The 26,371-nt window shown below is 41.2% G+C and carries 27 protein-coding genes and 3 pseudogenes; 18 read left to right on the forward strand and 12 right to left on the reverse strand.

Annotation, left to right across the window (positions count from 1 at the left end; translation table 11 throughout):
• The first annotated feature begins 11 nt into the window (after positions 1–11).
• A complete protein-coding gene (locus ACZ5A8_RS07340; protein ID WP_464533082.1) occupies positions 12–713 on the forward strand; it encodes an LrgB family protein in 702 nt (233 codons plus the stop codon).
• 185 nt (positions 714–898) lie between these two features.
• Here ACZ5A8_RS07340 and ACZ5A8_RS07345 read toward each other — a convergent pair whose 3' ends face one another.
• Positions 899–1,303, reverse strand: coding sequence for an FxsA family protein (locus tag ACZ5A8_RS07345; RefSeq protein WP_229387212.1), 405 nt, complete (start codon positions 1,301–1,303; stop codon positions 899–901).
• An 821-nt stretch (positions 1,304–2,124) separates the two neighbouring features.
• Here ACZ5A8_RS07345 and ACZ5A8_RS07350 point away from each other — a divergent pair.
• Together ACZ5A8_RS07350 and ACZ5A8_RS07355 are read left to right on the forward strand one after the other, a co-directional pair.
• Complete coding sequence (locus ACZ5A8_RS07350; protein WP_464533083.1) at positions 2,125–2,388, forward strand: hypothetical protein; 264 nt, start codon at positions 2,125–2,127, stop codon at positions 2,386–2,388.
• A gap of 742 nt (positions 2,389–3,130) precedes the next feature.
• Complete coding sequence (locus ACZ5A8_RS07355) at positions 3,131–4,318, forward strand: tetratricopeptide repeat protein (protein WP_464533085.1); 1,188 nt, start codon at positions 3,131–3,133, stop codon at positions 4,316–4,318.
• 804 nt (positions 4,319–5,122) lie between these two features.
• Here the strand turns inward: ACZ5A8_RS07355 and ACZ5A8_RS07360 are convergent.
• Complete coding sequence (locus ACZ5A8_RS07360; RefSeq protein ID WP_464533086.1) at positions 5,123–5,806, reverse strand: metallophosphoesterase; 684 nt, start codon at positions 5,804–5,806, stop codon at positions 5,123–5,125.
• A gap of 687 nt (positions 5,807–6,493) precedes the next feature.
• On the opposite strand from ACZ5A8_RS07360, the gene ACZ5A8_RS07365 reads away from it, so the two are divergent.
• From ACZ5A8_RS07365 to ACZ5A8_RS07410, 10 genes and pseudogenes are all read left to right on the forward strand, one after another.
• Complete coding sequence (locus tag ACZ5A8_RS07365; protein ID WP_461653219.1) at positions 6,494–6,847, forward strand: hypothetical protein; 354 nt, start codon at positions 6,494–6,496, stop codon at positions 6,845–6,847.
• A 1,554-nt stretch (positions 6,848–8,401) separates the two neighbouring features.
• Positions 8,402–8,941, forward strand: coding sequence for a reverse transcriptase N-terminal domain-containing protein (locus ACZ5A8_RS07370; protein ID WP_464533088.1), 540 nt, complete (start codon positions 8,402–8,404; stop codon positions 8,939–8,941).
• Between the two features lie 130 nt (positions 8,942–9,071).
• Complete coding sequence (locus tag ACZ5A8_RS07375; protein ID WP_464534050.1) at positions 9,072–9,419, forward strand: reverse transcriptase domain-containing protein; 348 nt, start codon at positions 9,072–9,074, stop codon at positions 9,417–9,419.
• A 304-nt stretch (positions 9,420–9,723) separates the two neighbouring features.
• Positions 9,724–9,960: a hypothetical protein gene (locus ACZ5A8_RS07380; RefSeq protein WP_464533090.1), complete on the forward strand. Its 237-nt coding sequence runs from the start codon at positions 9,724–9,726 to the stop codon at positions 9,958–9,960.
• Positions 9,938–10,813 (forward strand): group II intron reverse transcriptase/maturase, encoded by an 876-nt coding sequence (gene ltrA, locus ACZ5A8_RS07385; protein ID WP_464533091.1) that lies wholly within the window; start codon positions 9,938–9,940, stop codon positions 10,811–10,813. The genes ACZ5A8_RS07380 and ltrA overlap by 23 nt, the downstream gene beginning before the upstream one ends.
• A gap of 79 nt (positions 10,814–10,892) precedes the next feature.
• Positions 10,893–11,195 (forward strand): group II intron maturase-specific domain-containing protein, encoded by a 303-nt coding sequence (locus ACZ5A8_RS07390; protein ID WP_464534052.1) that lies wholly within the window; start codon positions 10,893–10,895, stop codon positions 11,193–11,195.
• A 52-nt stretch (positions 11,196–11,247) separates the two neighbouring features.
• The gene (locus tag ACZ5A8_RS07395; protein ID WP_464533093.1) at positions 11,248–11,865 is read left to right on the forward strand and encodes a group II intron maturase-specific domain-containing protein; all 618 of its coding nucleotides are present in this window, start codon (positions 11,248–11,250) and stop codon (positions 11,863–11,865) included.
• A gap of 266 nt (positions 11,866–12,131) precedes the next feature.
• Positions 12,132–12,284, forward strand: a pseudogene (locus ACZ5A8_RS07400) (transposase); the annotation flags it as partial.
• A 792-nt stretch (positions 12,285–13,076) separates the two neighbouring features.
• Positions 13,077–13,298 (forward strand): DUF1638 domain-containing protein, encoded by a 222-nt coding sequence (locus tag ACZ5A8_RS07405; protein ID WP_464533094.1) that lies wholly within the window; start codon positions 13,077–13,079, stop codon positions 13,296–13,298.
• A 38-nt stretch (positions 13,299–13,336) separates the two neighbouring features.
• A complete protein-coding gene (locus ACZ5A8_RS07410) occupies positions 13,337–13,477 on the forward strand; it encodes a hypothetical protein (protein ID WP_464533096.1) in 141 nt (46 codons plus the stop codon).
• A 23-nt stretch (positions 13,478–13,500) separates the two neighbouring features.
• Here the strand turns inward: ACZ5A8_RS07410 and ACZ5A8_RS07415 are convergent.
• Positions 13,501–13,620, reverse strand: a pseudogene (locus ACZ5A8_RS07415) (IS630 family transposase); the annotation flags it as partial.
• A gap of 129 nt (positions 13,621–13,749) precedes the next feature.
• Here ACZ5A8_RS07415 and ACZ5A8_RS07420 point away from each other — a divergent pair.
• Positions 13,750–14,016, forward strand: coding sequence for a hypothetical protein (locus tag ACZ5A8_RS07420; protein WP_464533097.1), 267 nt, complete (start codon positions 13,750–13,752; stop codon positions 14,014–14,016).
• Positions 14,017–14,483: 467 nt separating this feature from the next.
• Here the strand turns inward: ACZ5A8_RS07420 and metX are convergent, their stop codons facing one another.
• The 5 genes from metX to nifS all read right to left on the reverse strand — a co-directional run bounded on the left by metX (position 14,484) and on the right by nifS (position 20,173).
• On the reverse strand, positions 14,484–16,082 hold the full coding sequence (metX, locus tag ACZ5A8_RS07425) for a homoserine O-acetyltransferase MetX (protein WP_464533099.1): 1,599 nt from the start codon (positions 16,080–16,082) through the stop codon (positions 14,484–14,486).
• Positions 16,083–16,733: 651 nt separating this feature from the next.
• Positions 16,734–17,648: a quinolinate synthase NadA gene (gene nadA, locus ACZ5A8_RS07430; RefSeq protein ID WP_464533101.1), complete on the reverse strand. Its 915-nt coding sequence runs from the start codon at positions 17,646–17,648 to the stop codon at positions 16,734–16,736.
• Between the two features lie 56 nt (positions 17,649–17,704).
• Entirely contained in the window at positions 17,705–18,451 is a 747-nt protein-coding gene (locus tag ACZ5A8_RS07435; protein ID WP_464533102.1) for a HesA/MoeB/ThiF family protein, read from the reverse strand.
• A 44-nt stretch (positions 18,452–18,495) separates the two neighbouring features.
• Complete coding sequence (nifU, locus tag ACZ5A8_RS07440; protein WP_464533104.1) at positions 18,496–18,885, reverse strand: Fe-S cluster assembly scaffold protein NifU; 390 nt, start codon at positions 18,883–18,885, stop codon at positions 18,496–18,498.
• A gap of 73 nt (positions 18,886–18,958) precedes the next feature.
• Positions 18,959–20,173, reverse strand: coding sequence for a cysteine desulfurase NifS (gene nifS, locus ACZ5A8_RS07445; protein WP_464533105.1), 1,215 nt, complete (start codon positions 20,171–20,173; stop codon positions 18,959–18,961).
• 205 nt (positions 20,174–20,378) lie between these two features.
• Here nifS and ACZ5A8_RS07450 point away from each other — a divergent pair, with 205 nt between their 5' ends.
• The 4 genes from ACZ5A8_RS07450 to cysE all read left to right on the forward strand — a co-directional run bounded on the left by ACZ5A8_RS07450 (position 20,379) and on the right by cysE (position 23,014).
• Positions 20,379–20,705, forward strand: a complete 327-nt coding sequence (locus ACZ5A8_RS07450) for a transcriptional regulator (RefSeq protein ID WP_464533106.1) — start codon at positions 20,379–20,381, stop codon at positions 20,703–20,705.
• A 186-nt stretch (positions 20,706–20,891) separates the two neighbouring features.
• Positions 20,892–21,020 carry a hypothetical protein gene (locus ACZ5A8_RS07455; protein ID WP_464533108.1) on the forward strand — a complete coding sequence of 43 codons (129 nt, stop codon included), beginning with the start codon at positions 20,892–20,894 and terminating at the stop codon, positions 21,018–21,020.
• 39 nt (positions 21,021–21,059) lie between these two features.
• Positions 21,060–21,995: a cysteine synthase A gene (cysK, locus tag ACZ5A8_RS07460; protein WP_464533109.1), complete on the forward strand. Its 936-nt coding sequence runs from the start codon at positions 21,060–21,062 to the stop codon at positions 21,993–21,995.
• A gap of 56 nt (positions 21,996–22,051) precedes the next feature.
• Complete coding sequence (gene cysE / locus ACZ5A8_RS07465) at positions 22,052–23,014, forward strand: serine O-acetyltransferase (RefSeq protein ID WP_464533110.1); 963 nt, start codon at positions 22,052–22,054, stop codon at positions 23,012–23,014.
• 252 nt (positions 23,015–23,266) lie between these two features.
• Here cysE and ACZ5A8_RS07470 read toward each other — a convergent pair.
• The 4 genes and pseudogenes from ACZ5A8_RS07470 to larE all read right to left on the reverse strand — a co-directional run.
• Positions 23,267–23,479: pseudogene (locus ACZ5A8_RS07470) on the reverse strand (thiamine phosphate synthase); the annotation flags it as partial.
• Positions 23,480–23,562: 83 nt separating this feature from the next.
• Positions 23,563–24,363 (reverse strand): formate dehydrogenase accessory sulfurtransferase FdhD, encoded by an 801-nt coding sequence (gene fdhD, locus ACZ5A8_RS07475; RefSeq protein ID WP_464533112.1) that lies wholly within the window; start codon positions 24,361–24,363, stop codon positions 23,563–23,565.
• A 15-nt stretch (positions 24,364–24,378) separates the two neighbouring features.
• Positions 24,379–25,575: a cysteine desulfurase gene (locus tag ACZ5A8_RS07480; protein ID WP_464533113.1), complete on the reverse strand. Its 1,197-nt coding sequence runs from the start codon at positions 25,573–25,575 to the stop codon at positions 24,379–24,381.
• Positions 25,572–26,369, reverse strand: a complete 798-nt coding sequence (larE, locus tag ACZ5A8_RS07485) for an ATP-dependent sacrificial sulfur transferase LarE (RefSeq protein WP_464533114.1) — start codon at positions 26,367–26,369, stop codon at positions 25,572–25,574. The genes ACZ5A8_RS07480 and larE overlap by 4 nt, the downstream gene beginning before the upstream one ends.
• Positions 26,370–26,371 lie beyond the last annotated feature (2 nt).

Below are 26,371 nucleotides of genomic sequence, written 5' to 3' on the forward strand. Positions count from 1 at the left end.
AGGCAGACTTTTTGAATAAATTCCTCAACACGCCCCTATTTGGAATTCTTATCTCTTTAGCCGCTTTTCAGATAGGCATTCTGCTCTATAAAAAGACACGTTCCTCTATCTTCAACCCTCTTCTTGTAGGCTTTATTCTTGTAATTCTTTTTCTTCTTTATTTCGGAATAGATTTTGAGACTTATAATGTGGGTGGGGACTACATTTCCTTCTTCCTCGGGCCTGCAACCGTTGTTCTTGCCGTGCCTCTCTATCAAAAAATCCAGCTCCTTAAACGCGATGCTCTCCCCATAATTGCAGGAATAAGTGCAGGCTGCATTGCAGGAATCTCAAGCATTCTTATCTTCTCCAACTTTTTCGGGCTTGATGAAACCATAACTAATTCTCTTGTCCCGAAATCCGTAACCACTCCCATAGGGATAGAGATTTCAAAACAGATAGGCGGTTTGCCTGCAATAACAGTGGCTGCAATTATAGTAACAGGAATCATAGGAGCTGTGCTTGGACCATTTATCTGCCGCTGTTTCCGCATAAAAGACAGCGTCGCAGTTGGCATTGCAATCGGCACAGCCGCCCACGCTCTCGGGACAACGAGGGCAATAGAACTCGGGGAAACCGAAGGGGCAATGAGCGGGCTTGCAATAGGGATTGCTGGCTTGATTACGGTTTTTCTTGCTCCAGTGATGCTTTACGTGTTCAGAATCCTGTTCTAAGAATCTTATTTCCCAAAAAAACGAAATAAAAGAGAACGAAATAAAAAAGATGTAAAATAATATAAATGAAAAAGAATGTTTTCAGATAGTGTTTCAGATAAACTGTTCAGATGGTATTTCAGGTTGACACCAAATTCTATTTCGCTTAATCCTTGAAGACTTTTTTTGGCTTCGGAGGTTGCGGGTTACCTGAAGTCCGTGTACATCCGCATCTGGAAGTTGCCCTGCTGTATCCTTTTCTTTATTAACCCTTTTGCTATCCCCACATAGATTTCTCGAATTTGAGGGATTAGCATGGAAAAACCTATGGCATCGGTCAGAAAGCCAGGAGTCAGGAGAGCAAAGCCTCCAATTAATACAAAGAGCCCGTGCAGGAGCTCGTTTCCCGGCACATATCCCTGTGCTGTTGCGTTCTGGATCTGGCGAAGCACCCGAAAGCCCTGACTTTTTGTCAAATAAGCCCCAAGGCTTGCAGTTATCAGAATGATAAGCACGGTGTTTATAGCTCCGATTATGCCCCCGATCTTGATCAGGAGATAGATCTCCACAAGAGGAATAATCAGGAATAGGGAAAATAGTTTAAAAAACATGGTGGTCAGTTTCAGAGATTATTGGATGATTGTTAAATGTCTATTAGTTTGTGTCAGTACCAGAGTTCATTTTAAATTTTTAGGCAATAAGGAAAGTATGGTTCTCATATATTGTTTTTTTGGAGCTTTATCCAGCAAGGTTTTCCGGAACACGTTTCGCGATTGAATAGATTATTTTCCCTTTGTTTTTTCGGTAGCCGCATAATTAACTGGTTGATCTATTCCGGCATTCAATGATGAACCTTTCAGTCTTCTTTCCCTGTGCAGCACTGGCCGAAGCCAGTCCGTTGGCGGCCCTTCCCAATAAAAAAGGAAAACAATTTGAAATACGAAAGAAAAAAATATTTGAAAAACAAATGTAAAAATAATAAAAACGAGCTCCGGCTTACTCGATTGCTTTTACTTCGGGCTTTCTCTTATTGTTCTCTCTTTTCCTTCTTTTTTGTAAAATCGCTCTCCTGTGTCGAGCGTACAAGAACGACACGAGACAGTGAACTAGTGTCGCGACAATTTAATTATTGAACATAATATTTTGATAGTTTGTTATCTGTATAAAGGGATTCATAGCTTATTAGGTGATCAATAATTAAATTTTCATAACACTAGTATTGCGATTCCGAAGTATGTTCACAAAAGTTGAAGTTTGAATATATCCAATGGTCATCAATTTTCCCATTAAATAAGGAATTTATTTTGGAATCGAAGCACTAGAGAATAGATAAACTAGAGAATAGATAAACTAGAGAATAGATAAACTAGAGAATAGATAAACTAGAGAATAGATAAACTAGAGAATGTAAAGAATGGAATAAGCGAGAGAAATGAAAGAAACAAAAAGCATGAAAAAAGAAGTAAAAAGCGAGAAAAGAGAACAGCCTCAGGGAAGATGGATGCCTGCCGGAATTGGAGCTGGTGTGACACTCGGGATATTGTTCGGGAACTTTGTCCTTGGTCCTGCAGTGGGTTCCCAGACTACAGGGCTGGTTCTCGGGATGTCAATGGGAGCTGGTGCAGGACTGGTCATGGGATTGTCATTGGGCTCGAGATCAAACTCGGAATCCGTATCTGAGAAAAAGAAGAGCTAAACCGTTGTGAGGTTCATTTTCTAACAGATTTGCTTTTTGAGGTATATTTGTTTATTTTCCGCATTCTCAGCTGCTTTCCTTGTTGAGTCTTTCTTCATTTCAGTAATTTGTCTCGTTTTTTCTCATATTTTTTCTCTTACTTTCATCTTGTTTTCGTCCTATCAGTTTCTCTTTTGAAATGATCCGTAATTTTTGAAATATAAAACTGTTTTTCGACCCGATAATTTAAAATGATTATTGTCTATATCTTACTACTATCAGTTATTTTTCAATGTCTGATTTATGCCTTATTCGAAATTTTTTAATTCCTTTCTCCTCTTTCTAATACTATTATTCGATATGCTTTTCTTTTCCATTCGTATTTTTATTAATCTATTTTTCGCTTTTTCTTTTCAGTTCATCGTATCATTTTTTATGTTTTTATATACAAACATTTATTTTTATCACTTCTCCTACCTTACCTCGCTTGATTTTTATCCTACCGAACTTATTTTATTAGGAAAACGGTGTCGTTCAATCCAACTGACTGTTTTATTTTGCGTTATAAAGGGATAAGGTGTTATATGATTATTGTAATATTATACTGGTTCTCTTATGCACTATTCAAACACTAATGTTATGTCAAATAGTCTTACGCACTATTCACTCACTAATATATTCAATTAAACGTAAAACTATACTCCGGATGTTACACTGACAATCCCCCTATCTAAAACACTCACTTTTCTGAGGTGCCGGATATATGGACTTTGATGCTATTGATGACTTTATGTACGATGTAATAGGAATAATCGGATCTGACCAGAAAAACCTATCCTGCGCAGCCGATTTTGCTCTGGAAAGCTCAAAAGAAAAATCTTTTCCCCCAAAACTCCTGCTCGACCTTTCTAACGCATGCAGGCAGCAAAAAATGCATCTGGAAGAATATGTTTTTGCAAAAGTCTGCTTAATGCAGGCTTCCGGAAAGCTCCGTGAAGATTCCTGCTATGCACTCGGTACTGCAGCACACGTACTGGGCTTTTCCCCTGAAGCCGAAGCAAGCTATTGCGAAGTTCTGAACGAAAACCCTGAAAATGCAGATGTAAGGTGCGCTTACGCTGAACTTCTCTTAGAGCTCGGAAGGATTCAGGAAGCAGAAAATGAATATAAAACCGTACTTAGAACCTCTCCTGAAAATGTAAAGGCAAATGCCGGGTACGCTTATCTTCTGGCTGAATACGGATATTTGACAGAAGCAGAGGAATGTTACTCGAGAGCACTTGATGGTAACCCGGATTATGTCCCTGCAAGAGGTGGGTATGCAAACCTGCTTTTTGAACTTGGAAGGCTCAGAGATGCCGAGAAAGAGTACAGGCTTGCAATGAAGCTTGACCCTGAAGACCCGAGTCTCCACCACAACTTTGGCGTTTTGCTCTCCTTCCTGGGCCGCTCTTCGGAAGCTGAAGTTGAGTACAGGACGGCTCTTTCCCTTAACCCCAGGCACAGGAGAACTCTTTTCAACTACGGAAACCTTCTTGCAAGGGAAGGCAGAGTTTCGGAAGCTGAAGAACAGTACATGGAAGCCCTTGCCCTTGACCAGAACGATGCAAAAGTCCATTCCAATTATGCAAACCTCCTTGCCCGCTTCGGAAGAAGGTATGAAGCTGAAATGGAATACAAAAAAGCTCTCAGTCTTGACCCGGAAAGCGCTGAAGGACATTACAGCTACGGAAACCTTCTTTCGGAGCTCGGGCGCTTACCCGAAGCAGAGGAAGAATACAAAAAAGCACTTGTCCTCAATCCTTATTATCCTCCGCTCCACTACAGCTACGGACTGCTTTTGAGAAAAATGAGGCGTTTTGACGAAGCTAAAATGCAGTATATGAAAGCAATGCAGCTCGATCCTGATATAGGGAGCAAAATGACAGAAACTTGGATTATTCTGGACTAAGGACAGTTAACCAGAATATATAATCTAAAAATTAACAACAATGCAATCAATCAAAGGTTTAACCGGCAAGTACAATCCATAGTCCGAATCCACAAATCTACTGAAAAATCCGAATCCGCAAATCTAACTAAAAAACCCAGGCATTCAAAAGCATCTCTTGATATCCTGGAATACATATGTTCACGGCATCAATCCGACATCCGTCTTTAAATTCTAACTTTTTATATTTTTTCCTTCAGATAAAAAAGCTCTCAGATAAAAAAGATTAATGATCCGGCACTATAATAAAAACTCCAGTCTGGAGTAGTGACTCAGGCTGGAACGATTTTTATTCTATTTTAACTAATTTTTGCTTATAGGAAGAAGCGTAAAACCCCGAAGTCTTTAGCTTCGTGGGATATAAGCGTCAACTTCCAAATTGTTAACAGTTGTTGATTATACAAATTATTAAATATTTTCAAACCTTATTTGATATTAGATTTTGCTGTCACCACAACCTCACAGTTCATAAGAATGTTGCCAAGTTACAAAGCGAAAACCAAGCGAGGTAACGTTTGAACATCGGGGAGTTGGATAACAGGGCAAGAATCATCCTGAAGGGATTGGGATTAAGCCGTGGAAAGACGGTAGCTATAAGCATCTCAAGTATATCACGCTCATATTCCATTTCGCCGAAGGGACTTCGGGTAGAGCCTGTGGACTTGTGGAGGTTGCTCCGAGGTATGAAGCAGGAAGCCGCTAGGTCTTAGCCTAGCGGTAGTTCACCAGGCTGTATCTTTACTTACTCAAGCTAAATTTTCTGCTTTACTGAGGCTGGTTTCCAAAGTTAATTATTCTTAGCTTCCCTTTTTCAATAAAGGCAAAAGCAGCATCGTTTCCAAGCCCCACGTAGTCCGGACAGGAAAAAAGAGAAAGCAGTTTACCGTTGAACCACCATTCATATCCGGTTTTAAGAGCTGTGTGTCCTCTTACAATTCTTTTCAAACCATTCGTTTCTAAAAAGCCGTCAACAATATCAGGCCCGAATCCTTTAACTGTAGAACCCCTTGATGAAATACTCAGCCCCGGAAGTCTGGATGGATCATTCCATAGGTAGGGAAAAGCATCTTCTTTTGTAATGGTATCAACACTTTCGGTCCCATTTATTCCTCCGTGTACGCAGAAGGTATGCCCCGAGATTACTGTTGCTACCGGCAGTCTGTCATATGTCCTGCTAATATTCAGGAGAAAACCCTGGTCAAACCCTATTTCCTCAAAAAAGCCGTAATATATGTTCATATCCGCGGTTTCGTGGTTTCCTCTGAGCAGGAAAATATTCTGAGGCTCCTCAAGTTTCAGCCGGAAAAGCTTTATAAGAACTTCTATGCCCTGCATCCCGCGGTCCACATAATCTCCCAGGAAAAGCATGTGTTTGCAGCTAAGTTCTTCTCTCATCCTTATTACAAAGTCAAGGGCATCAAGATCCCCATGTATGTCCCCGATAAGCATAATTGACTCAGGATCAATCCGGAGTACGGCAGGTTCGGACTCCAGTACGTTATTTATCTCCGGAAGGAGAAGGCCCAGTTCTTCTTTTGTTCTTGCTTTCTCAAGGTCATTTACTGATGTTATGGAACCACCCCGATAATCCCTAAATAAGTCTGAAGAGGCTTTAAAGACTGCCTACTGAAGGTTTTCTTATGAGATAAGAGGGGCTTTTACTCGATAAGCATTTCTGAGCCGGACCCACAGGAAGATCAGTCTGCAAAGGTAAGTATGCAGCTCTTATCCGATGGAAAAAAATGGTCATTGAAGCACAAGCTTAAAAATGCCGGAATCTAAAATCAAGGTGTTAATCAGCTTCTCAAACTGTAGCCTCAAACTATGTAATAATATTAAAACCAAGGAAAGTATCGGATATATTCCTGCAAGAATGTACACCTATAAACCTGATTACCTGCATATACTAAAACAGGAAACATCGGTTCAAGCGGAAAGTCATAAAGCAAGACCAAAGACAGCAAGACCGAAGACAGCAAGAAAAAAGACAGCACGAAAAAAGACCGAAAACAGGAAAAATCTTGAAGAATAAAGAGTGAGCGAAAAATTAGAGAAAAAGAAATATCCGAAGTTTAAGGATAAGAATGGGGGTATGAAACAATAGAACTTGATATCAGTGAGCAGGATCCTGAAGAGATGGATCTTACCGATGTTGTGCTTGAGTATGATGAGCTTGTCTCTGCAATATCTACTCTTGAAAAGAGACGGGAAGAGCTTAGAAACCGCATTATGAATACCTTCAAGGAGAAAGGTATTGATGTCATGAGAATAGGAAATGTGGAGCTCAGGCGGCACAGGGTGGATTGGAAACTCTGGCGCGTCCGCAGGCTAAAGCCTTATCTTCAGGAGCGGGAACTCTGGGATATGGTCGAATCAGTTGACAGAAAGACTCTTAGTAAGCTAATAGAGAAAGGTTTCCTGACCGAAGAAGAGCTCGAGGGCATGTATGATGTTGAGACAAGGTACAGTTTGCATGTGAACAGGGTTTAATAAAGTTGCCCGGATATTTGATCTATCAATTTTATTTTTAGATTCTTAATTTTTCCAGTTTCATCTGATTCCTATATTTTTTTAAGCCTCTTTTTTTGGATTTATCCAGACAATTTAATATAGCTAATTATTTGCAGTACGTTATTTTTGACCTGCTATTCCTCCACTTCCAAAGAATTTAAACCCTTGGATTCACTTTAATTTCTGGAGGGAGTATTGTATGCACAGTAATGCAATTTTATGCAAGCTTGCTTCTTGAAAATCTGGATAGGCAAAATAAGGCAAAGAATTTTATAGCAGGCTGATTTTATAGCAAGCTGGATACTAAAAAGATAATGCTTAGGGTTCGGGAGCTATAATCACCCTATTCCGTGCGCTCCAAGTACAAAAATTACAAACGGAGTCAAGGAAATCTTAATTCCATAAATCTTATAATGAGCTTATCCCAAAAGCCATTACTTCCATTTATTAACAATTTTTTATGATCATTTTCAAGATCAAGAACCCTCTCAAGAATTCAGGATACAGGATTCGAGAAGCAAATCCTGAGTTTTGGGATCAGCTCAACCATTATTTTAAGCAATTATATGGCATAAAATCATAGAAAATGCATTAATAGCTTTTTTACTTCATTGGTTTTTATATTCACTTTTCCATCTTTTAAAATTTTATCCTTTATCTTTTTTAAAGTGCTCCTGTATTTTATCCCTAGTTCCTTAGCTTCTTTTGGAATTTAAGCCAGATTTTCTGTTTAATCTCTTCTTCATTAATGAAAACCTGAGGCTTGATAACATCCAAAGTCTGATCTTTAATATTGGCTTCTTTCCTAATATAAGTCAGACCGTCAGCCGGAATTCTACTTTTTCTCTGTCCTTTCCATTTCACAACTATACACTAACGGATCAAATCGGAATCGTTCATTCCGCTCTCTCTGTATGCTACAACAAGAATGTCAAAAAAGGTGAAAGAAAAATGATAGACCTTTCACCTTTGGAGGCAGTGTAGCGAAAGTTCTGTAAGTGCGACAAGAAGTTATGTCACAAATTGCCTTGTGCTACCCTTTCCATTTGGGGTAACCCTATTATGAGGTGCATCAGTAGCAATGCAAGTGTGCTAAGCTCGTAAGACAATGTGGAGAAGCCTGAAAGTATAATTCGGGTCATCTGCTAGGGTTAAAAAAATGCCATGAAGAAACACATGTTGAACCATTGTACGGGTCGTGACTTTTGACAAGCGAAATTAGACTGATACGCTTGAACCAAACGGTATGAAAGCAGGCTGCGATGGTGTTACAGACATCGCAGAAAATGGACAGACGCTTTCCGGTTTATAGATGGCTTCTAAAGAATTTGCATTATTTATGACATAGAACTTGGTAAGCCCTATATGCTTCTTTTTTTTAAAAAAAAAGGTAGAGACTCTGTAAGGGGAATTAATTGTATAGAGGGTACAGGATTCAGTAAAAAGCGAATGCCAATCTTTAATCGATTGGATAAAGGTCCAAACTTTACCTCGATCCGAAAGGATGCCGACTTACTGATGGTGTTCTATTGTATGAAAGGAGGCAAACTTTTGAATGTAAGTATTTCAAAGATATCCCACCAAGATAAGAAACTTACAGACGCTCAGCTCTGCCAGAAATGGAAAAGCATCAACTGGCATCAAGTAGAGAAGAATGTTAATAAGTTGCAAACCCGAATTACAAAAGCAGTCTTACAAAACAAATGGAACCTTGTCAAGAGATTACAGTATCTATTAACTCATTCCTACTCTGCCAAACTTCTAGCAGTGAGAAGAGTTACCCAAAATAAAGGAAAAAGGACATCTGGAATCGACGGTGAGAAATGGTTAACACCTGACTCCAAGATGAAAGCTGCCCTTAGTCTCACTGGTAAAAGATACAGAGCAAAACCCCTTAAAAGCGTCTTCATCAATAAACCTGGTAAGAAAAAGAAACGTCTATTAGGTATCCCTACAATGTATGACAGAGCTATGCAGTCTTTATACGCATTAGCTCTTGAACCCATAGCTGAAACTATGTCTGATATAAGATCCTTTGGATTTGGAAAACACCGAAGCACTAAGTATTTGTAACGAAATAACTTAGGCAATGAATTATTTAGTTGAAATTAAATCAGCCTTCTTGCTCGCGAAAGTCATTTGACACATTCTTAAATATTGCCTAAGTTATTTCACCATAGATCCTAAGGATGCTCGTGAACAAATCTTTCTATGTCTGAGCAAGAAAAACTCAGCCCAATGGATCTTAGAAGGCGATATTAAAGGATGCTTCGATAATATTAATCACCAGTGGTTGCTGACCAATATTCCAATGGAAAAGTCAATACTAACTCAATTTCTTAAAGCAGGATTTATTTATAAACGTCATCTGAATCCGACGAAAGCAGGCACGCCACAAGGTGGGATTATCTCTCCCATTCTGGCTAATATGACATTGGATGGTATCGAGAAGTTACTTATGGCTAAGTATCCTAAAACAGGAAAACATTCCAAAAAGGTCAACTTCATCAGGTATGCTGATGATTGTGCGCCACGAAAGCGAACCTTGTAACAAAGTTGTTGCATTGGATAGCCATGCTATAGAGAAGATGAGGGTGGGCCCCTCGGAGTCGCTGTACAGGAAGAGATTCCAAACCACCATAAGCTGCTTTGGTCAAAAGCCCCGGTAGTGAGCGTTATGGAAAAGGCGAGGCTTGACCTCGTCAGGTATGTGCTATGGAGAAGAACACAATGAACCATTAATAACGTGTCGAAAGCGTAGGGACGTCATCAAAACCAGGGGGTAGTCGTTAACCTGGGATGAGTCTGGAAGATATCCTGTCTACTGACCAGACGGTGACCGGCATGAAGATGGCTTGAACTTAGCACAGGCTTCTCTGTGGAACGTGGGAACCTGCACATTGATGTTAAGAGAAAACTCCAAATGGTGGACCCACAAGGACGAAAGTATCGATGCATTGTGCAGGGGCGGAACAATTCGTAGTAGTGATGAAGTGCCTGTAATGGGCATGGAGCGAAGGGATTGTATTATCCAGTTTTGGACTGCGGTCAACCGAGAGGGAGGAACCCTTGGACAAAACAAAGCCTTATGAAATCTCTAAAGACATAGTACTGGAAGCATTTCAGAGAATAAAAGAGAATAAAGGTGCTGCTGGCATTGATGATGAAAGCATTGAAGCTTTCGAGTCAGACTTGGATAACAACCTCTACAAGATCTGGAATAGAATGTCCTCCGGCAGTTATTTTCCTCCACCAGTTAAAGCAATCGAAATCCCTAAGAAGAGTGGTGGAACTCGCATCCTGGGAGTTCCAACTGTGTTCGATAGGACTGCACAAATGGTTGCTAAACTCTATTTTGAACCACAATTAGAACCCTACTTTCACCCCGACTCTTACGGATATCGACCAGGCAAATCGGCTGGTGATGCTCTTGATGCAACACGTAAACGTTGTTGGAAATATAATTGGGTACTGGAGTTCGACATCAAGGGTTTGTTTGACAATATCGACCATGATTTGCTGATGAAGGCAGTCTGCATGCATACTGACAAGCCTTGGGTCATCCTTTATATTCAGAGATGGCTTAAAGCACCTTTTCAGATGCTTGATGGAACAGTCGAAGAAAGGACGAAAGGAACTCCACAGGGCGGCGTCATTAGTCCGCTTCTGGCTAACCTGTTTCTTCACTACGTCTTTGACATATGGATGACCAGTCATCATCGGGGCAAACCGTTTGCTCGATATGCCGATGATGCAGTTGTACACTGTCGAAGCAAGGAAGAGGCAGAGAGTCTTTGGGTTGAGTTGGAAAAGCGTTTATCGGAATGTGGTCTTGAGCTACATCTGACAAAAACGCGCATCGTCTACTGTAAAGATGATGATCGTCAAGGTGACTATCCTGAAACAAAATTTGACTTTCTGGGTTATACCTTTAGACACCTTTAGACCCCGTAGGTCAAAGAACAAATATGGGAAACACTTTGTCAACTTTACTCCAGCAGTCAGCAACATGGCTAAAAAGGCTATGCAGCAACAGATACACGATTGGCGTATACACCTAAAACCAGATAAACCGTTAGAAGACCTATCCCATATGTTTAATCCAATACTGATAGGATGGGTCAACTACTATGGTCTCTTTTACAAATCTGAATTGTACTGTGTACTCAAGCATATGAACCGTGCCTTGACTCGCTGGGCCCTGCGCAAATACAAGAAACTTGCAGGCCACAAGCGACGAGCAAGATACTGGCTTGGGAAAATTGCCAGAAGGGATTCAAAGCTTTTTGTCCACTGGCAAATGGGGATCTTTCCTGAGGCTGGATAATGGGAGCCGGATGAGCTGAGAGGTTCATGTCCGGTTCTGAGAGGGCCTAAGGGTGAAATTCCCCTGGGCTACTCACCTCATAGTTACTGCTAATTCAGAAGAAACTGCTAGAGAAATTAGGGAAGTGATTACTGCTTTTCTCAAAGAACGAGGTCTTGAACTCTCCGATGATAAAACTCTGATCACAAACATTAATGACGGCTTTGATTTCCTCGGCTGGAATTTCCGCAAGTATAAAGGTAAGCTTCTGATTAAACCTTCCAAAAAGTCCATAAAAAGATTCACTGAAACTATCAGTCAAACCATAACAGCAGGAGCTGCGTGGTCTCAGGAAGTATTAATTACCAAATTAAATCCCATAATAAGAGGCTGGATCAACTATCACAATTCTGTGGTCTCCTCGGATATCTTCCAGACACTTGACCATAGAATCTGGGAATTGTTATGGAAATGGGCTAAAAGAAGACATCCAGACAAATCTAAAGATTGGATTGTTAACAAATACTGGAAAAGAAGCACTTCCAGAAGGTGGGATTTCAGAACAGAGGTTAATGGGTTATTGCTCCTATCTAAAACCAGGATATACAGACATATTCCTTTAAAACTGCAAATGAATCCATTTCTTAATACGGATTACTTCCACGAACGTCAAAATAAACTTTGTTGTTGAAAGGATCACTCCATTTGAAAAAAAAAAGATTGCTGCCTGATACAGAAAGGGTTATAGAATGCTTGAGCCGTATGAAGGGAAACTTTCACGTACGGTTCTTAGAAGAGGGAGAGCAAGTAATCGCTCTTTCTTATTCAACATGTACACAGATGTAGAAATTATTTGCCGCTTTGCCTGCCCTTATCCAATAAAGGCGAGATCACCATTTAAACTACTGCCATATTGGGAAAATTAGTGGCATTTTTGTGGACATCTGCGGAAGTGGGATGGAGAGAACTAACAAGGAGATTAAAAGAAGAAGCAAGGTGGTAGTGGCATTCCCTAATCAGGAGTCAGTATTGAGACTAATTGTCTCAATACTGATTGATATTAATGAAGAATGGATCACAGGAAATAAGTATTTAATAATGGAACAGTAATCAAAAACAAGAGGAAAAGGGTATACCCACTTTCCGCAGTAAATTTTCGCATATTCGCATTTTTTCCTGCTATCGATTTTCAATAAAACGTGGATTTATTGGACTTTTATGCAGGAGGTAAAGCAGCTATATGGTGTATCAAAGAGACCAAAAAACAATATCATTCAATTTTCACCAGGTTGCAATAAAAGTCCAAATTAATTTTATTTGTTTCAAAAACGCTATCAGGAAAAATAGTAGTTTTTGAAAAAATACTGCGGAATGTAGGGTATAGAGAATTTTACAGAAAATTAGGCACACTGCCGTGATCTAAAACTCGATTGGTATATTCGGAATACTGGATTTAGATAAGCGGCTTTGAGTTTTGGGATCAGCTTTACAACTTAAATTTGAAACCAACACACCTACTATCCAAATGTATAAATGGTTTGAATTTTAAGACAGCCTCTTAAAGAAAAAATACAAAAAAGTTTATCATTTTTCCTTATTCTTTTTCAATATGCTAGATGTTAGCGAACAGAGAGATCGGAATCATAGATTCCTATTGATCACGAGCTTGCTATAATTGCGAAGGATGACAGGCAGAGGAGAGATAAAAAAATCCCCCTTAAAGGGAATAATAGAGATTTCTGCCACCTTTTAAAGGCAGGTAAGTAAATTTACCTTCACGAAGAAAAAAGTCTTTAAAATCGCTTATAATTGGATATTTATTATCAATAGCTTTGCTATATCGCACATAGATCAATTTTTAAAATAGATACAAATAAACATTTTAATCATGTCAGCTGCACAGTGTGGATACTGCGAGATAATGAAAGGACTGTAGATGACTGCATCGGAGCAACAGTAGGTGGTGGTGCAAACTGCCTCAAATTGCTTAAAATCCATAGTAAAGAACCTGCTTTCTTTTTCACACCTATATACGCTCAATTATGGAGGGAAATTCTAAACATAGACAAACTTCATTCTGATCCTGAAAAAGCATTGAAAATGGCGAAAAAGTCAATGACTTAGCAGGATACTCAAGGGCTGCAAAGGTCAATACAGGTCATATGTATGTAAAAGATATCGATGAAAAGATCCAAGAATACGCAAAGCTGTTTGGATACTGTACATTTGAGTTCAGCGGAAACCAAGAGACATTCGAAAAATGCTATCTCTCCATCAAAAAAGGAATCATGAACACGGTTTGATTAAAGGGTCTTTCAATGCCTGTATTAAGTATAGCCAATGCCTCTTTCCTGACAATCTCGATGTTATCCATTCTTCTTTTTAAGCACTGACCTGTGAGCACATTCAATTCGATCTCTTCCATATTCAACCAGCTTCCATGTTGAAAGGGTTATAGAATGCTTTAGCGGTATGACGTGAAAATGTCATGTACCGTTCTTGGAGAAGGGAAGCGGATAACCTCTTTTTCTTATCCGACGCCCCAATTCCTTCGGTTCCTATAAACGATCATAAATTGTGGATCGAAACTCCTGAGCTAGAAGCCGAGCTTAAAAGTGAGGATATAGAAAACATCGATCCTGATATTATAATAGATGAATATCTGGCAGCCATAGCGAATATGGAAAAGGTTTTAAACAGTCCATGTGCAAATACTGAAAGGGCTCATAAGCAATATTGTGTATTGTTTGCTCTTGAAGATAAAATTAAAATATGGGCTTTCATACAAGCCTGTAAAAACCAAAATGTAATTCCGGATCCGGATTTACACAAAAAAAATTGATAACAGGGCCATAAATTTGGCGGCTTTTAAGGCAGGCTTGTTAACTATAAAAAACAAAGACGAATCATGGTAGTAAATACACTTTGAAAACACTCAGAGGGTCCGCGTCCAATCTCAAGCTTTAAGTATAGATGAAATCCAAATTGAGGGAAATTTCAAGTGACCTCAAAAGTTGATTATGGGCTTCGAATTATTCCTTTTTTTTCAGTCTTTTTGTTTGTCTTAAACTTTGATGGGAAATTTAAAAATTATATATTTTTGCCTCTCATTTTATACTGAAATCTGGACTGCATAAGATTCATTATCTTACTTAGGAATGCGAAAATATAATTTCAAACATTTATACTCTATATTGCCATTAATGATATTTGGGAGTGCAATTATAGAGCCATTGCCAAAGTGAAAACTTGAAGTCGTATTTCAACCATTCCTTAACAATAATTTCTCAAGGCTATCCTTTTTCTTCTTTAACTAAATTTTCCAATAAGAGCACTTATGCTCTCACTTGTAACAATACCTATTACGCGATGCTCGGAATCTATCACGGGAAGCGCGGAAATTGAATGTTTTTCCATAATTGAAGATGCATGTTCAATTCTTTCGTCTTCGTAGACATACTTTACATCCCGTGTTATGATTTCATTCAGCTCATAAATTTTACACGCTACTGCTTTTGTGATATCCCAGGAAGTGACTATGCCTTCAAGTTTTCCGTCCTCTAATATGACAGGCAGGTGACTTACGCATTCTTTTACCATCAGCCTTGATGCGTGCTCGATTGTTTCGTCTCTGGAAACCGTATAAAAATTCCGGTTCATGACATCGCTTACGAGGACCTCGGATAGAAAGCTCCTTATCATGTAGCTAAGCTGCCCCTCTTCAAGCAGGAAGGCATCATGCCCGTACTGTGACCTGATTTCTTCGTATCTGGCATCTACTCCATTTGTAGTAAGAGCGGATACAATCTCCTGAGACTGGTATGGAGGATAGAGCCAGTCTGAGGATATGGAAATTACGAGGAATTTTGCAGTAACTCCGGAAAAACCTTCAATAAGGGAGCCGTTCTTTGAAAGGTCAAAATAGTCCACGGCTTTTGTAATGTATAGATATGAATTGGCATCAAAGCGCTTTGTGAAATTATCTCCCTGATGGTTAAGGTAGCTTTCAACCTGGAAGTTCGGAGAGAATCCGTGGGAAAGCTCAGGAGAGAGTTCAGATAAATTAGCGTCTGCCGTACCTGTTGTGCTTGAAGTGCTTGAAGTGCTTGTATTGCCCTCTATATCCGCATCCTTCTGTAACCTCCCGAATTTCTTCTGCATTGAAGCGTCGCTCAGATATGTGATGTGTCCTATCATTCGAGCAAGTGCGAGGCCCTGTGAAGGGATTTTTTTTCCGTAATAGTCCCCTCCGTTCCATTTAGGGTCATCGGTTATGGCTTTCCTGCCGATTGCACCGAATGCGATCTGCTGCGGGGTTGTTGATGCAGTCGTTGCGATTGCAATTGCTTTTTTCACCATTTCGGGATAGCTGACCGTCCACTGTAGCACCTGCATTCCCCCCATGGAGCCTCCCGCAACCGCAAAAAGCTGTTTTACTCCAAGGTATTCAACCAGTTTTTTCTGAGCAGTTACCATGTCCTTGATAGTGATTACAGGAAAGGAAATGGCGTAAACTTTTCCGGTCTCAGGGTCTATGGAAGACGGGCCTGTGGAGCCTTTGCAACCTCCTAAGATATTTGAGCAAATAACACAGTATTTCTCAGTATCAAATGCCTTGTTAGGTCCTATTACAATATCCCACCAGCCGGGTTTTCTGTCACCCTGATGGAAACCAGCAGCATGGGCATCTCCGGTCAGAGCATGGCAGATAAGAATAACGTTGCTTTTATCGGCATTCATTTTCCCGTAGACTTCGTACTCTATACTGACGCCGTAGAGGGTTTTTCCGCTTTCAAGTTCAAAGGGTCCGGGTATTTTATAATTCATGGAGCGGACTATTCCGACACTCTGACCTTTTTTTCCCGAAAAAAGATTTTTAAAAGAAGAGCTTCCGGAAGAAATTGCCATGTACTGTCTCCTTTTTATTTCCGTTTTCGTCCACCATCTCATCTCCAGAATGTATTCAAAAATTTCCTCTGTATTTTTAGGAGCAAACAGGATCTCAGGTATAATCCATATCTGATGCCTGCCATTGCCCTATCTACCTTTCTCTCACGTTTCCTGTTCTGTCTCCTCTAGTTTTCTCATAAACTGTTAAAATGTAAGAAGTGAGAATCGAACTCACATAATTCCGGGTTGCAGCCAGAAGCATAGCCACTTTCCCATTCTGACAGGTTTGTCTTATATAGTCACAATTGTGATTATGTCTTCACAATTGTGATATAAATATAAATAATTATCTCTTCACAGGAGAAAATATAACAGGATAAAAAAGGCGATCTTCTCGTTGATCAGTTATTATTCCCTATTTGCCAAAAAAGTTGCCCGATAACCTTTTTTCCGCAATATATTCGACTGCATCCAGTGGAAAAGAGCAACTGAAAAAACAGCCACATCCCAGGCGCAATTAAGTCCTTATATAATCAGTATCCCAGCCGGCTTGCCTGCAGCCCTGCCAAAAAGAAATAAAAATAAAGGCTAAAAAAGAAAAGCTAAAACGCCCGGGATGAAGTAAAAAAAAGTTTAAAAGAGGGAAGAAGCCCTCATTCCTGCTTTAACTCAGCTTCCGCTGATTTCAATCATCCTGTCAAGCGCCTTTTTTGCTTTCGCTCTTACATGTTCCGGAACATTGGCCTCATATTCCATATTCTCAAGGCTGTTCAGAATTGATTCTAGTGTGATTTTTTTCATATTATAGCATCGAGCCTTTTCTGAAGGAAGATAGAACTTCTTATCCGGGTATTGTCTTTTCAGTTTTTCAAAAAGTTCCTTTTCAGTCCCGATAATAAATTCTTTGGAACCTGATTTTTCCACCTGTTTCACTATTCCGGTGGTGCTTAGAATATGGTCTGCAAGACACAGGACTTCAGGCCTGCATTCAGGATGTGCAAGAAATTCTGCATCTGTGTACAGGTTTTGTAAATGTTTTATGTCGTCTTCGCTGATGTTATCATGAACATGGCAAAATCCGGGCCAGAGATGGATCTTTTTATCGGTATGCAGAGACACAAATGCACCAAGGTTTTTGTCCGGGACAAAAATAATTTCCCTGTTTTTTATCGAATTTACCACATTTACCGCATTTGCAGATGTGCAGCAAATGTCTGATTCCGCTTTTACAGCAGCCGAACTATTTACGTAACAAACAACTGCTGCATCAGGGTGTTTTTCTTTTTCTTCCCTGAGAGCCTTTACTGTGACCATATCTGCCATAGGGCAGCCTGCATCCGGGACAGGTAAAAGGACTAATTTTTTAGGGGAAAGGATAGATGCGGATTCAGCCATAAAATGGACGCCTGCAAAAACTATGACGTCAGCTTTTGAATTCACTGCTGCTTTACAAAGTGAGAGGGAATCCCCTACAAAATCCGCAACTTCCTGCACTTCCCTGCGTGTATAAAAATGTGATAGAATTATCGCGTTTCTTTCTTCTTTGAGTTTTTTAATTTTTTCTACAATTAACTGATTTTCCATATAAATCTCATTCCTAAAATCAAAGGTGTTAACCTGCGAAAAACTGTTTTTCAATCTTATCCATTTATTTTGGTCTGCATCTTATCTATAATCCCGCAGACAGGGCAATTTTCTTGTCTATTAATACTCAGTTCACTGAAAGAGCAGGAAGAGCCGTCCCATAAAAGGAGGCGGTTTTCCAGGAGCTGGCCCTGCCCTGTGAGGTATTTAATTGCTTCATTTGCCTGAATTGAGCCTATTACTCCAGGGGTTGTTCCCAGTACCGGAAATACTTCTTTCTTAAAGGAGTGGAAAATACAGAAAAGGCAGGGAGTTTTTCCCGGAATCACTGTTGTTGCCTGACCTCTGTATCCTGAGACTGCGCCATGGATAAGAGGGATTTTTCTCTTCACGACAAGCCTGTTCAAAACATGCCTTGTCTCAAAATTATCCAGAGCATCTATTATCAGGTCGCAAGAAGGAACTATTGAGTCTGCATTTTCGTCTGTGATCTTTTCTTTAATTGTTTCTACCTTTATGTCGGGGTTCATCGAAAGAAGTTTTTCTTCTGCTGATATGACTTTCTCTCTTCCGAGATCCTTTTCATGATGAAGAAACTGCCTGTTAAGGTTACTTTTTTCTACGCAGTCAAAATCCGCAAGGATTATTTTCCCGACACCTGCAATTGCAAGGTAAGTAGAAATCGGAGATCCGAGCCCCCCTGCCCCGGCAATGAATACAGTTGCTCTCTTCAGTTTTTCCTGGCCTTCTTCTCCAAATAACATTATCTGCCGGACATACTTTTCAGTCTCAATCTTTTCCATATGTATTCCCCAGGCTCCTGTTTATGATATTTTAACAATCAGAGTTATTCTGTCCACGGCTCAAGTCCGCTTTTCTTAAGATAATCATTAATTGCTTCATGAATTGCCTCTTCTGCAAGCATTGAACAGTGCATTTTTATCGGAGGGAGACCATCGAGTGCCTCTGCAACCGCTTTATTTGAAAGCTTCCAGGCTTCTTTTAGGGTTTTTCCTTTGATAAGTTCGGTTGCCATGCTGCTCGATGCAATTGCAGCCCCGCACCCAAAAGTCTGGAACTTCACATCGACAATCCGGTCTTCTTCAACTTTAAGGAAGATTTTCATTATGTCTCCGCACTTTGCGTTCCCTACCTCTCCTACTCCATCACAGTTCTCAATGCTTCCCATGTTTCTGGGGTTCGAAAAATGGTCCATAACTTTAACGCTGTAATCCATGAATTGTCCTCCTGCACTGTATTTCAATATTCATATTATTAAAACGGTTTACTTGATCGGAATTCCTTTTTGTTCAAAGGTTCCTGTATTCCTGGGGGGTCAATGGCGACATATTCCTGAGCTTCTGAACAATCTCAGGCAGGACTTCAAGCACCCTGTCCACGTCTTCCTGAGTATTCATTTTCCCAAGGCTCAACCTAAGAGAACCATGAACGATTTCATGCGGAACTCCACAGGCTGTAAGCACATGTGAGGGCTCAAGGGATGTGGAGTTACATGCGCTTCCTGTGGATGCAAAGATCCCTTTTGCATTCAAGAGCAGCAGAAGAGACTCCCCTTCTATGAATTCAAATGTGATATTCACATTGTTTGCAAGCCTTTCTGTGGGATGACCGTTGAGATGTGTTTTAGGGATTTTCAAAAGCCCTTCAATCAGGCGTTCTCTCATTTCCAGAAGGGTTTTATTCTCTTCTTCAAGCTCATTTGTTGCAAGTTCTATGGCTTTTCCAAGACCCACAATAGCCGGGACATTCTCTGTGCTTGCCCTGCGCTTTCTCTCCTGAGCCCCGCCGTGCAGAAGTGCTTCTATTTTTGTCCCTTTTCTTATGTAAAGCGCCCCGCAGCCCTTCGGTCCTCCGAACTTATGTCCTGAAAGGGATAGGAGGTCAATATTCATTTTTTTAACATCTATAGGGACGTGCCCTATTGCCTGCACCGCATCAGTGTGGAAATATATTCTTTTCTCTCTTGCGATTCTTCCAATTTCCTCAACAGGTTGAATCGTCCCGACCTCATTGTTCGCAAGCATTATGGAAATGAGTATGGTGTCGTCTCTAATCGCATTTCTCAGATCCTCAGGCGATACCATCCCGTATTTGTCTACCGGAAGGTAAGTGACCTCAAACCCCTGCCCTTCGAGCCATGCACAGGCGTGCAGGATGGCATGATGCTCGATAGAGCTTGTGATTATGTGCTTTCCTTTGTTCCTGTTTGCAAAGGCAATTCCCTTTAATGCCCAGTTATCAGACTCCGTGCCTCCTGATGTGAAATAGATCTCGTTCTCTTCAGCCTCTATGGCATCTGCAACCTTTTTTCTTGCTTCTTCTATTGCACGTTTTGAGACTTTGCCCAGGTCATATATGGAAGAAGGGTTTCCGAAGTTTTCTGTCAGGTAGGGAAGCATCTCTTCGACAACTTCTTTTCTTACAGGAGTCGTAGCAGAGTTATCCATGTAAATGGTCCTGTTTTCCACTATCACACTTACACCTTCACAATTGTGAATAATCATAACAATTGTGACTATTTAAGTTTTATCCCTGAAAATATCTGAGATGACGGCCTGATGAAACAGTGAAACCTCAAAATCCGGCAGTTTTTTTAAAATATTGCTTTGCGTGGCAATCTTATTATTATTTTTGATACTGGTAATAAATATATATGTATATAAGATATATTCGTTCTCAATTGTAAAATCTCAAAAAGTGATGGTAATTATGGAAACTCCGTGTCAGAAGATTGTGTGGGATCTGGTTCCCGCAATAAGGGCCAGTCTTGCAATCGAACTTGTAAATAAAGGACAGTCGCAGGCGGCTTCCGCAAAGCTGCTGGGGATTGCCCCGTCGGCAGTTTCCCAGTATATTTCGGGAAAAAGAGGATACAGGATCGAGTTCCAGGGCGAGACAAAGGAATTGATCGAAAAACTTGCTCAAGACCTGATCGATAATACAGCCGACGACTTTGTGGTAAGGGTATGCAAGATTTGTGCAAGTGCAAGAGGAATTGAGAGTAACTGCAGTAGCACCTGCGGCCCTGAAGAGTAAGACAGCAACAGAATGAAACCTAGACCAGATGTTCTCTAAAGTCTCTTTTTGACGGTTCCTAGATCGTTTTCAGACCAATTTAAAATCTTTTAAGTCAAGAAGCTTCTCGATAACTATATATCCAAGATAACCTAAGATAAACATAATTCACAATTGTGAATTTTCATGCAAATTCTATTATGTTGCATGAATGGCATTGCAGAGTTCAAACTCTCTCAAAGCAAGGAACTTGAGAAAAATTCCCTGATGGCTGTAGGTCTGCATGAAAAAAACATGCACTATCGGCCGTTTAAAAATACGCTTGAACGGAATTGACATATAAAGAATCTGGAAAGAAATAAACTGCAAGAAAAGGTGAAAAGTACGGGGCGAATATATTCCGATATAACCTGGACAATAGGCAATACACCGCTTGTCCGGCTGAACCGCATAACGAAAGGTCTTCATGCAGATGTGCTTGTTAAACTGGAATCTTTTAACCCGATGGGGAGTGTAAAGGACAGAATCGGCCTGGCAATGATCGAAGAAGCTGAACGTGAAGGGAAAATCAAGTCTGGAACTACTATTGTTGAACCCACAAGCGGCAATACAGGCATTGCACTTGCAGGCGTATGTGCTGCCCGGGGCTACAAGCTCATACTGGTCATGCCTGAGACAATGACTGTAGAAAGAAGAAAACTGTTGAAGGCACTGGGTGCAGAACTCATCCTGACCCCGGGTCCTGAAGGGATGAAAGGGGCAGTCAACAAAGCAGAGCAGATGGCTGCAGAAGATCCCGCTCTTTACTATCTGCCCCAGCAATTCCAGAACCCGGCAAACCCTGTAGTTCACATAAGAACAACTGCCGAGGAAATATGGAAGGATACGGACGGAAAAGCAGATGTGATTGTAGCAGGCGTGGGAACAGGAGGGACAATTACAGGTGTTGCCAGTGTTCTCAAAAAAAGGAAGCCTGATTTCAGGGCATTTGCTGTCGAACCTGAAGAATCCCCGGTGTTAAGCGGTGGAAAACCGGGACCACACAGGATCCAGGGGATCGGCGCAGGTTTCGTCCCTGATGTGCTTAATTTAGACCTTGTTGATGAAATTATCAGGGTAAACGCAGACGATGCCGTTGCCACAGCCAGAAGGCTTGCAAAGGAAGAAGGCATCCTTGCAGGAATATCATCAGGTGCGGCTGCATACGCGGCATTGCAGGTAGCGTCCAGAGAAGGGATGAGCGGAAAGACAATTGTTGTCATCCTGCCGGATACTGGAGAACGTTATCTGAGCACCGATTTGTTTGATTGATTTATTTAATTGAACTATTTGACTGAACATTTGACAATTAATACCGGAAGATTTCGATGGGTATCAGGGAAGATATAGGAACAGTTTTCAAAAAAGATCCTGCAGCAAGGTCCACACTCGAGGTCCTCTGCTGCTATCCGGGCCTGCACGCTATCTGGATGCACCGCGTGGCACACTCTCTCTGGAATAAACAATTCTTTTTCCTTGCCCGTTTGACGTCTCATATCTCAAGGACGATTACAGGCATTGAAATCCACCCCGGAGCAAAGCTCGGGAAGCGGGTTTTTATTGACCATGGGTCAGGAGTGGTAATTGGAGAAACTGCTGAGGTTGGGGATGATGTCCTCATATACATGGGAGTAGTGCTTGGAGGCACAGCACTTGAGAGGAAAAAGCGCCATCCGACTGTTGAAAATGACGTTGTTCTGGGCTCAGGTGCAATCGTGCTCGGACCGATTACAATAGGAAGAGGAGCAAAAGTAGGCGCAGGCTCGGTTGTGGTCCGGTCAGTTCCTCCAGATGCTACAGTAGTCGGAGTCCCTGCCAAGATTGCCGGAACGCCTCAACCATCCAAACCTTCAGAGCAGCTGGATCACAATAAGCTACCGGACCCTATGCTTACCGTGATGAGTCAGATGCTTGACCGCCTGAGCAGATTAGAGGAACGGTTTCAGGCTCATGAAAAAGCCTCACCAGTACCCGTACAAGTATCCGTTATAACCTCTAAAAAAACCTTGCTCAAAAGAGATGAGCAAATATATTCCGTACTAAAAGACGTGATAGATCCTGAAGTAGGGGTAGATATCGTCAATCTGGGCCTGGTCAAGGAAGTTATTGTGGACGGAGCAAATGTAGACGTAAACCTTGTATTAACAACAACTGCCTGTCCCATGATTGATTACCTTAAAGATCAGGTAAAGAGAAAGGTCATGAGCGTTAATGGGGTAGAAAATGTTACTGTCAATATCCTTGATGAGCCCTGGAAATTGGATAGAGCCAACAGGCAGGCATTTCATTAAGATACGTTTAACAGTTCAGACACCCTAATTTCTTTATCAGAATTTCACTTCGGGAGTATACAGTCTTTTTCGGTTTACTGGCGGTTCGACAATGTGCGATCCTCTTCCAGAAAAAAGTCAGCAAATAAAAATACACTAAAAGGCGTTAGTACCTCCCTCATCCAGTGAGGGAATCTATCGATTTTACGAATAGATGTAATCCCAATCTGAGAATTTTTTTACAGCATTAAGATCACGATCAGCTTGAATTTTTTATTTCCGAATAATATTAATGAATTTAATGAATTTTCTGGTTTCCTTTCTTACATCGTCGCTATATACTACTGCAGAAATTGCAGCAGGGCTATCAGCCCCATTTTCAACAACGCTCCTGCATTTCTCTTTGTTTATTCCGCGGATAGCAACTATGGGAACTTTTATCGTACTCTTCACTTCTTTTATTCTGGAAGGCCCTATTACCTTTCTTGTGTCTTTTGTTTAATCTGGCAAATCGTCAGCGTTTCTAATCAATCGTCAGAGATCTGCAGCCAAGCACTGAAAACTTTTAATCAGGCTTGCTCCTGATTCCTGACTCTTTCTGCGCCTGTATAGATGTTCATCTTCTGGCTTCGGACAAAACCGATAATAGTAAGGCCGGCTTTCTCTGCCATGCTTATTGCAAGTGTTGTGGTTGCACCTCTGGATGCGATAACAGGGACATTAGCCATAAGGCACTTCCTTACCATTTCAGAGGAAAGTCTTCCCGAGCAGGTCACAATTGTCCTGGAAAAGTCCACACCATGCTTCAGCCCATAACCTATTACCTTGTCAAGAGCGTTGTGCCTGCCTATATCTTCTATTACACATATCTTTCCATCCGGCTCGAAAAGCCCTACAATATGTATGCCGCCCGTTCTTATATGGAGGTCTGAAATCAGGGCTTCTTTCATAATACTTTTTATTGTTGAGACATCGATAACCAGATCCGATTGGATTTTAGGAAGTCTCTCAGCATCCACATACGATGTATCGCCACCACATCCTGACAGGACGGTTTTCCCTGAAAGCATTATCGAAAAAGGGTCTTTTGTCAGGACACTGGCACTTAAAGCAGGAGCACTATTTTCGTCTTTATTTTTATCTTTTCTTTCTTCTATACGCAGAGATTCGATATCTTCAATTTTCCGGATAATCCTTTCCGTGTATAAAAATCCTGTTACAAATTCTTTAAGCATTGTCGGGCTTATCATTGCAGTAAGAGCATGGCGGCCGTTAACGAAGACCGCAAGGGGAACTTCCATTACAACCTCATGAGATGATAGGACCATTGCTCCGTTATCGTATTTTATACAGGGAACCGTAATGTACATCTTACACCATACTCCTCATACCATGCGAACTATTTCTTCGATTATTTCAATAAGCAGGTCAACCTCTTCCAGGGTATTATACAGGTAAAGGCTTGCCCTCACAGTTCCGTTTTCAAGCCCGAGATACTTCATTAACGGGATGCAGCAATGATCTCCCGAACGGACGAGAATTGCTGCTCTTTCGTCAAGCAAATAAGCTGCTTCATGAGGGTGAATCCTGTCTATAGTGAAAGAGACAACTCCTATTCTGTTTTTAGTATCCTGAGGTCCGTAAATACTGACATTATCTATTCCGGCAAGCCCTGTGAGAAGACGTTCAGATAACTTCTGTTCATGCCTGAATATGTTATCCATTCCCAGATTTTCAAGATATTTCACTGCCTTTGCCAGCCCGATTGCTCCAGAAATATGTGGTGTGCCAGCTTCATAGCGCTTATAGCCCTCAGTTAAAATATACCCTTCAGAAGTAGCATCTTCGATATCCACATCATCAACTGTGCCTCCCCCTACCATAAAAGGAGAAATTACCGCATCCTTCATCCACAGAGCACCGGTACCGGTTGGTCCAAGCATTTTGTGCCCTGAAAAACACAGAAAGTCACATCCCATATCCTGAACATTTATGGGAAAATGGGGGACGGACTGCGCCCCATCAACCAGGAAATACGCCCCGCGCTCTTTGCAGAGTGCAGAAATTTCGTGGATAGGCTGCACGGTACCAAGGGCATTTGAAACATGGCTGATTGCAACCAGTTTCGTGTCAACAGTAACTGCTTCACTGAAGGCTTCCATATCAAAGATGCCTTCCGAATTCGGCTGAAGAACAACTACTTCAACACCTCTTTGACGCAATCTGAGCCAGGGAAGCAGGTTAGAGTGGTGCTCCATAACTGTTGTCACTATCCGGTCTCCGGGCCGCCAGTCAAGTCCTGCTGCAACCATGTTGATGGCTTCTGTGGTGTTTCTGGTAAAGACTGTTGTGCCTTCCATCCCGCCAATGAAATTGCTGACTATGTCGTGTGCGTCCTGATATTTCTGTGTTGCAACCCTTGTAAGCCTGTGCATCCCTCTTCCCACGTTCGCGCGGTACTGCCGGTCATATTCGTTCATTGAAGTTATGACTGGCTCAGGGATAAGGCTGGTCGCGGCGCTGTCCATATAATGGAGGTGCTGAGGTATCTGGAAGTCAGCCAGACAGTCCTCAATATTCATAATACTTCATCCATGCTGCCGCTTCTGTATCCTTTAAGGTCAAGTGTAATATATGAAAATCCGAAGCCTTCCAGTGCTTCAACGATTTTATGCCGGACGCCCATTGCCCTTTCAAGTTCTTCAGGTATCAGTTCTATCCTTGCAATCTTGCCATGAAGCCGTACACGCAGCTGGGAAAAGCCCAAATTCTGCATGAAATCTTCTGCCTTTTCTATCATCTGCAATTTCTCAGATGTAATTTCTTCCCCATATGGGATCCGGGATGCAAGGCATGAGGAAGAGGGTTTGTTCCAGATCTCAAGCCCGCAGTCCTGAGCTATCTTTCTTATTTCTGCTTTCTGAACTCCTGATGAGAGAAAGGGGTGGATGATTCCTTCTTCGATGCTTGCTTTAAGCCCGGGGCGGTATTCTTTAAGGTCAGAAGCATTAATGCCGTCCGCGATATTTGGAATTCCAAGCTTATCAGCATAATCTCGCAGCATCTTGGCAGATAGTTTTTTGCAGATATAACAGCGGTCAGGACTGTTTTTCCTGAACTCTTCATTTTCCATTACAGAGAAATGCATTATTTCGCAGGATAAACCCAGCTTGTGCGCATTTTCCACTGCATCGCTGACACCTCTTCGCGGGACAATGGGAGCATCAAAGAGTACACATTTAACCCTTTCAGGGAGCGCTTTTTGAGCAAGTACTGCAAGCAATGTGCTGTCTATGCCCCCGGAATATGCGATAAGCAGGCATTCCATTCCTACAAGCTCTCTTATCAATTCATCACGTACATTTTCTTTTTGCATGA

The organism is Methanosarcina subterranea, from assembly GCF_055385895.1.

Excerpts from the sequence above, each read along its gene's own strand:
- ACZ5A8_RS07355 (WP_464533085.1), top strand. The coding sequence starts at position 3,131 with ATGGACTTTGATGCTATTGATGACTTTATGTACGATGTAATAGGAATA.
- ACZ5A8_RS07365 (WP_461653219.1), top strand. The coding sequence starts at position 6,494 with ATGGATCTTACCGATGTTGTGCTTGAGTATGATGAGCTTGTCTCTGCA.
- ACZ5A8_RS07350 (WP_464533083.1), top strand. The coding sequence starts at position 2,125 with ATGAAAGAAACAAAAAGCATGAAAAAAGAAGTAAAAAGCGAGAAAAGA.
- metX (WP_464533099.1), bottom strand. The coding sequence starts at position 16,082 with ATGGCAATTTCTTCCGGAAGCTCTTCTTTTAAAAATCTTTTTTCGGGA.
- fdhD (WP_464533112.1), bottom strand. The coding sequence starts at position 24,363 with ATGTACATTACGGTTCCCTGTATAAAATACGATAACGGAGCAATGGTC.
- ACZ5A8_RS07410 (WP_464533096.1), top strand. The coding sequence starts at position 13,337 with ATGTATGTAAAAGATATCGATGAAAAGATCCAAGAATACGCAAAGCTG.
- cysE (WP_464533110.1), top strand. The coding sequence starts at position 22,052 with ATGGGTATCAGGGAAGATATAGGAACAGTTTTCAAAAAAGATCCTGCA.
- ACZ5A8_RS07480 (WP_464533113.1), bottom strand. The coding sequence starts at position 25,575 with ATGAATATTGAGGACTGTCTGGCTGACTTCCAGATACCTCAGCACCTC.
- nifU (WP_464533104.1), bottom strand. The coding sequence starts at position 18,885 with ATGGATTACAGCGTTAAAGTTATGGACCATTTTTCGAACCCCAGAAAC.
- larE (WP_464533114.1), bottom strand. The coding sequence starts at position 26,369 with ATGCAAAAAGAAAATGTACGTGATGAATTGATAAGAGAGCTTGTAGGA.
- ACZ5A8_RS07455 (WP_464533108.1), top strand. The coding sequence starts at position 20,892 with ATGAATGGCATTGCAGAGTTCAAACTCTCTCAAAGCAAGGAACTTGAG.
- nadA (WP_464533101.1), bottom strand. The coding sequence starts at position 17,648 with ATGGAAAATCAGTTAATTGTAGAAAAAATTAAAAAACTCAAAGAAGAA.
- nifS (WP_464533105.1), bottom strand. The coding sequence starts at position 20,173 with ATGATTATTCACAATTGTGAAGGTGTAAGTGTGATAGTGGAAAACAGG.
- ACZ5A8_RS07360 (WP_464533086.1), bottom strand. The coding sequence starts at position 5,806 with ATGCTTATCGGGGACATACATGGGGATCTTGATGCCCTTGACTTTGTA.
- ACZ5A8_RS07370 (WP_464533088.1), top strand. The coding sequence starts at position 8,402 with ATGAAAGGAGGCAAACTTTTGAATGTAAGTATTTCAAAGATATCCCAC.
- ACZ5A8_RS07390 (WP_464534052.1), top strand. The coding sequence starts at position 10,893 with ATGCAGCAACAGATACACGATTGGCGTATACACCTAAAACCAGATAAA.
- ACZ5A8_RS07435 (WP_464533102.1), bottom strand. The coding sequence starts at position 18,451 with ATGGAAAAGATTGAGACTGAAAAGTATGTCCGGCAGATAATGTTATTT.
- ACZ5A8_RS07345 (WP_229387212.1), bottom strand. The coding sequence starts at position 1,303 with ATGTTTTTTAAACTATTTTCCCTATTCCTGATTATTCCTCTTGTGGAG.
- ACZ5A8_RS07450 (WP_464533106.1), top strand. The coding sequence starts at position 20,379 with ATGGAAACTCCGTGTCAGAAGATTGTGTGGGATCTGGTTCCCGCAATA.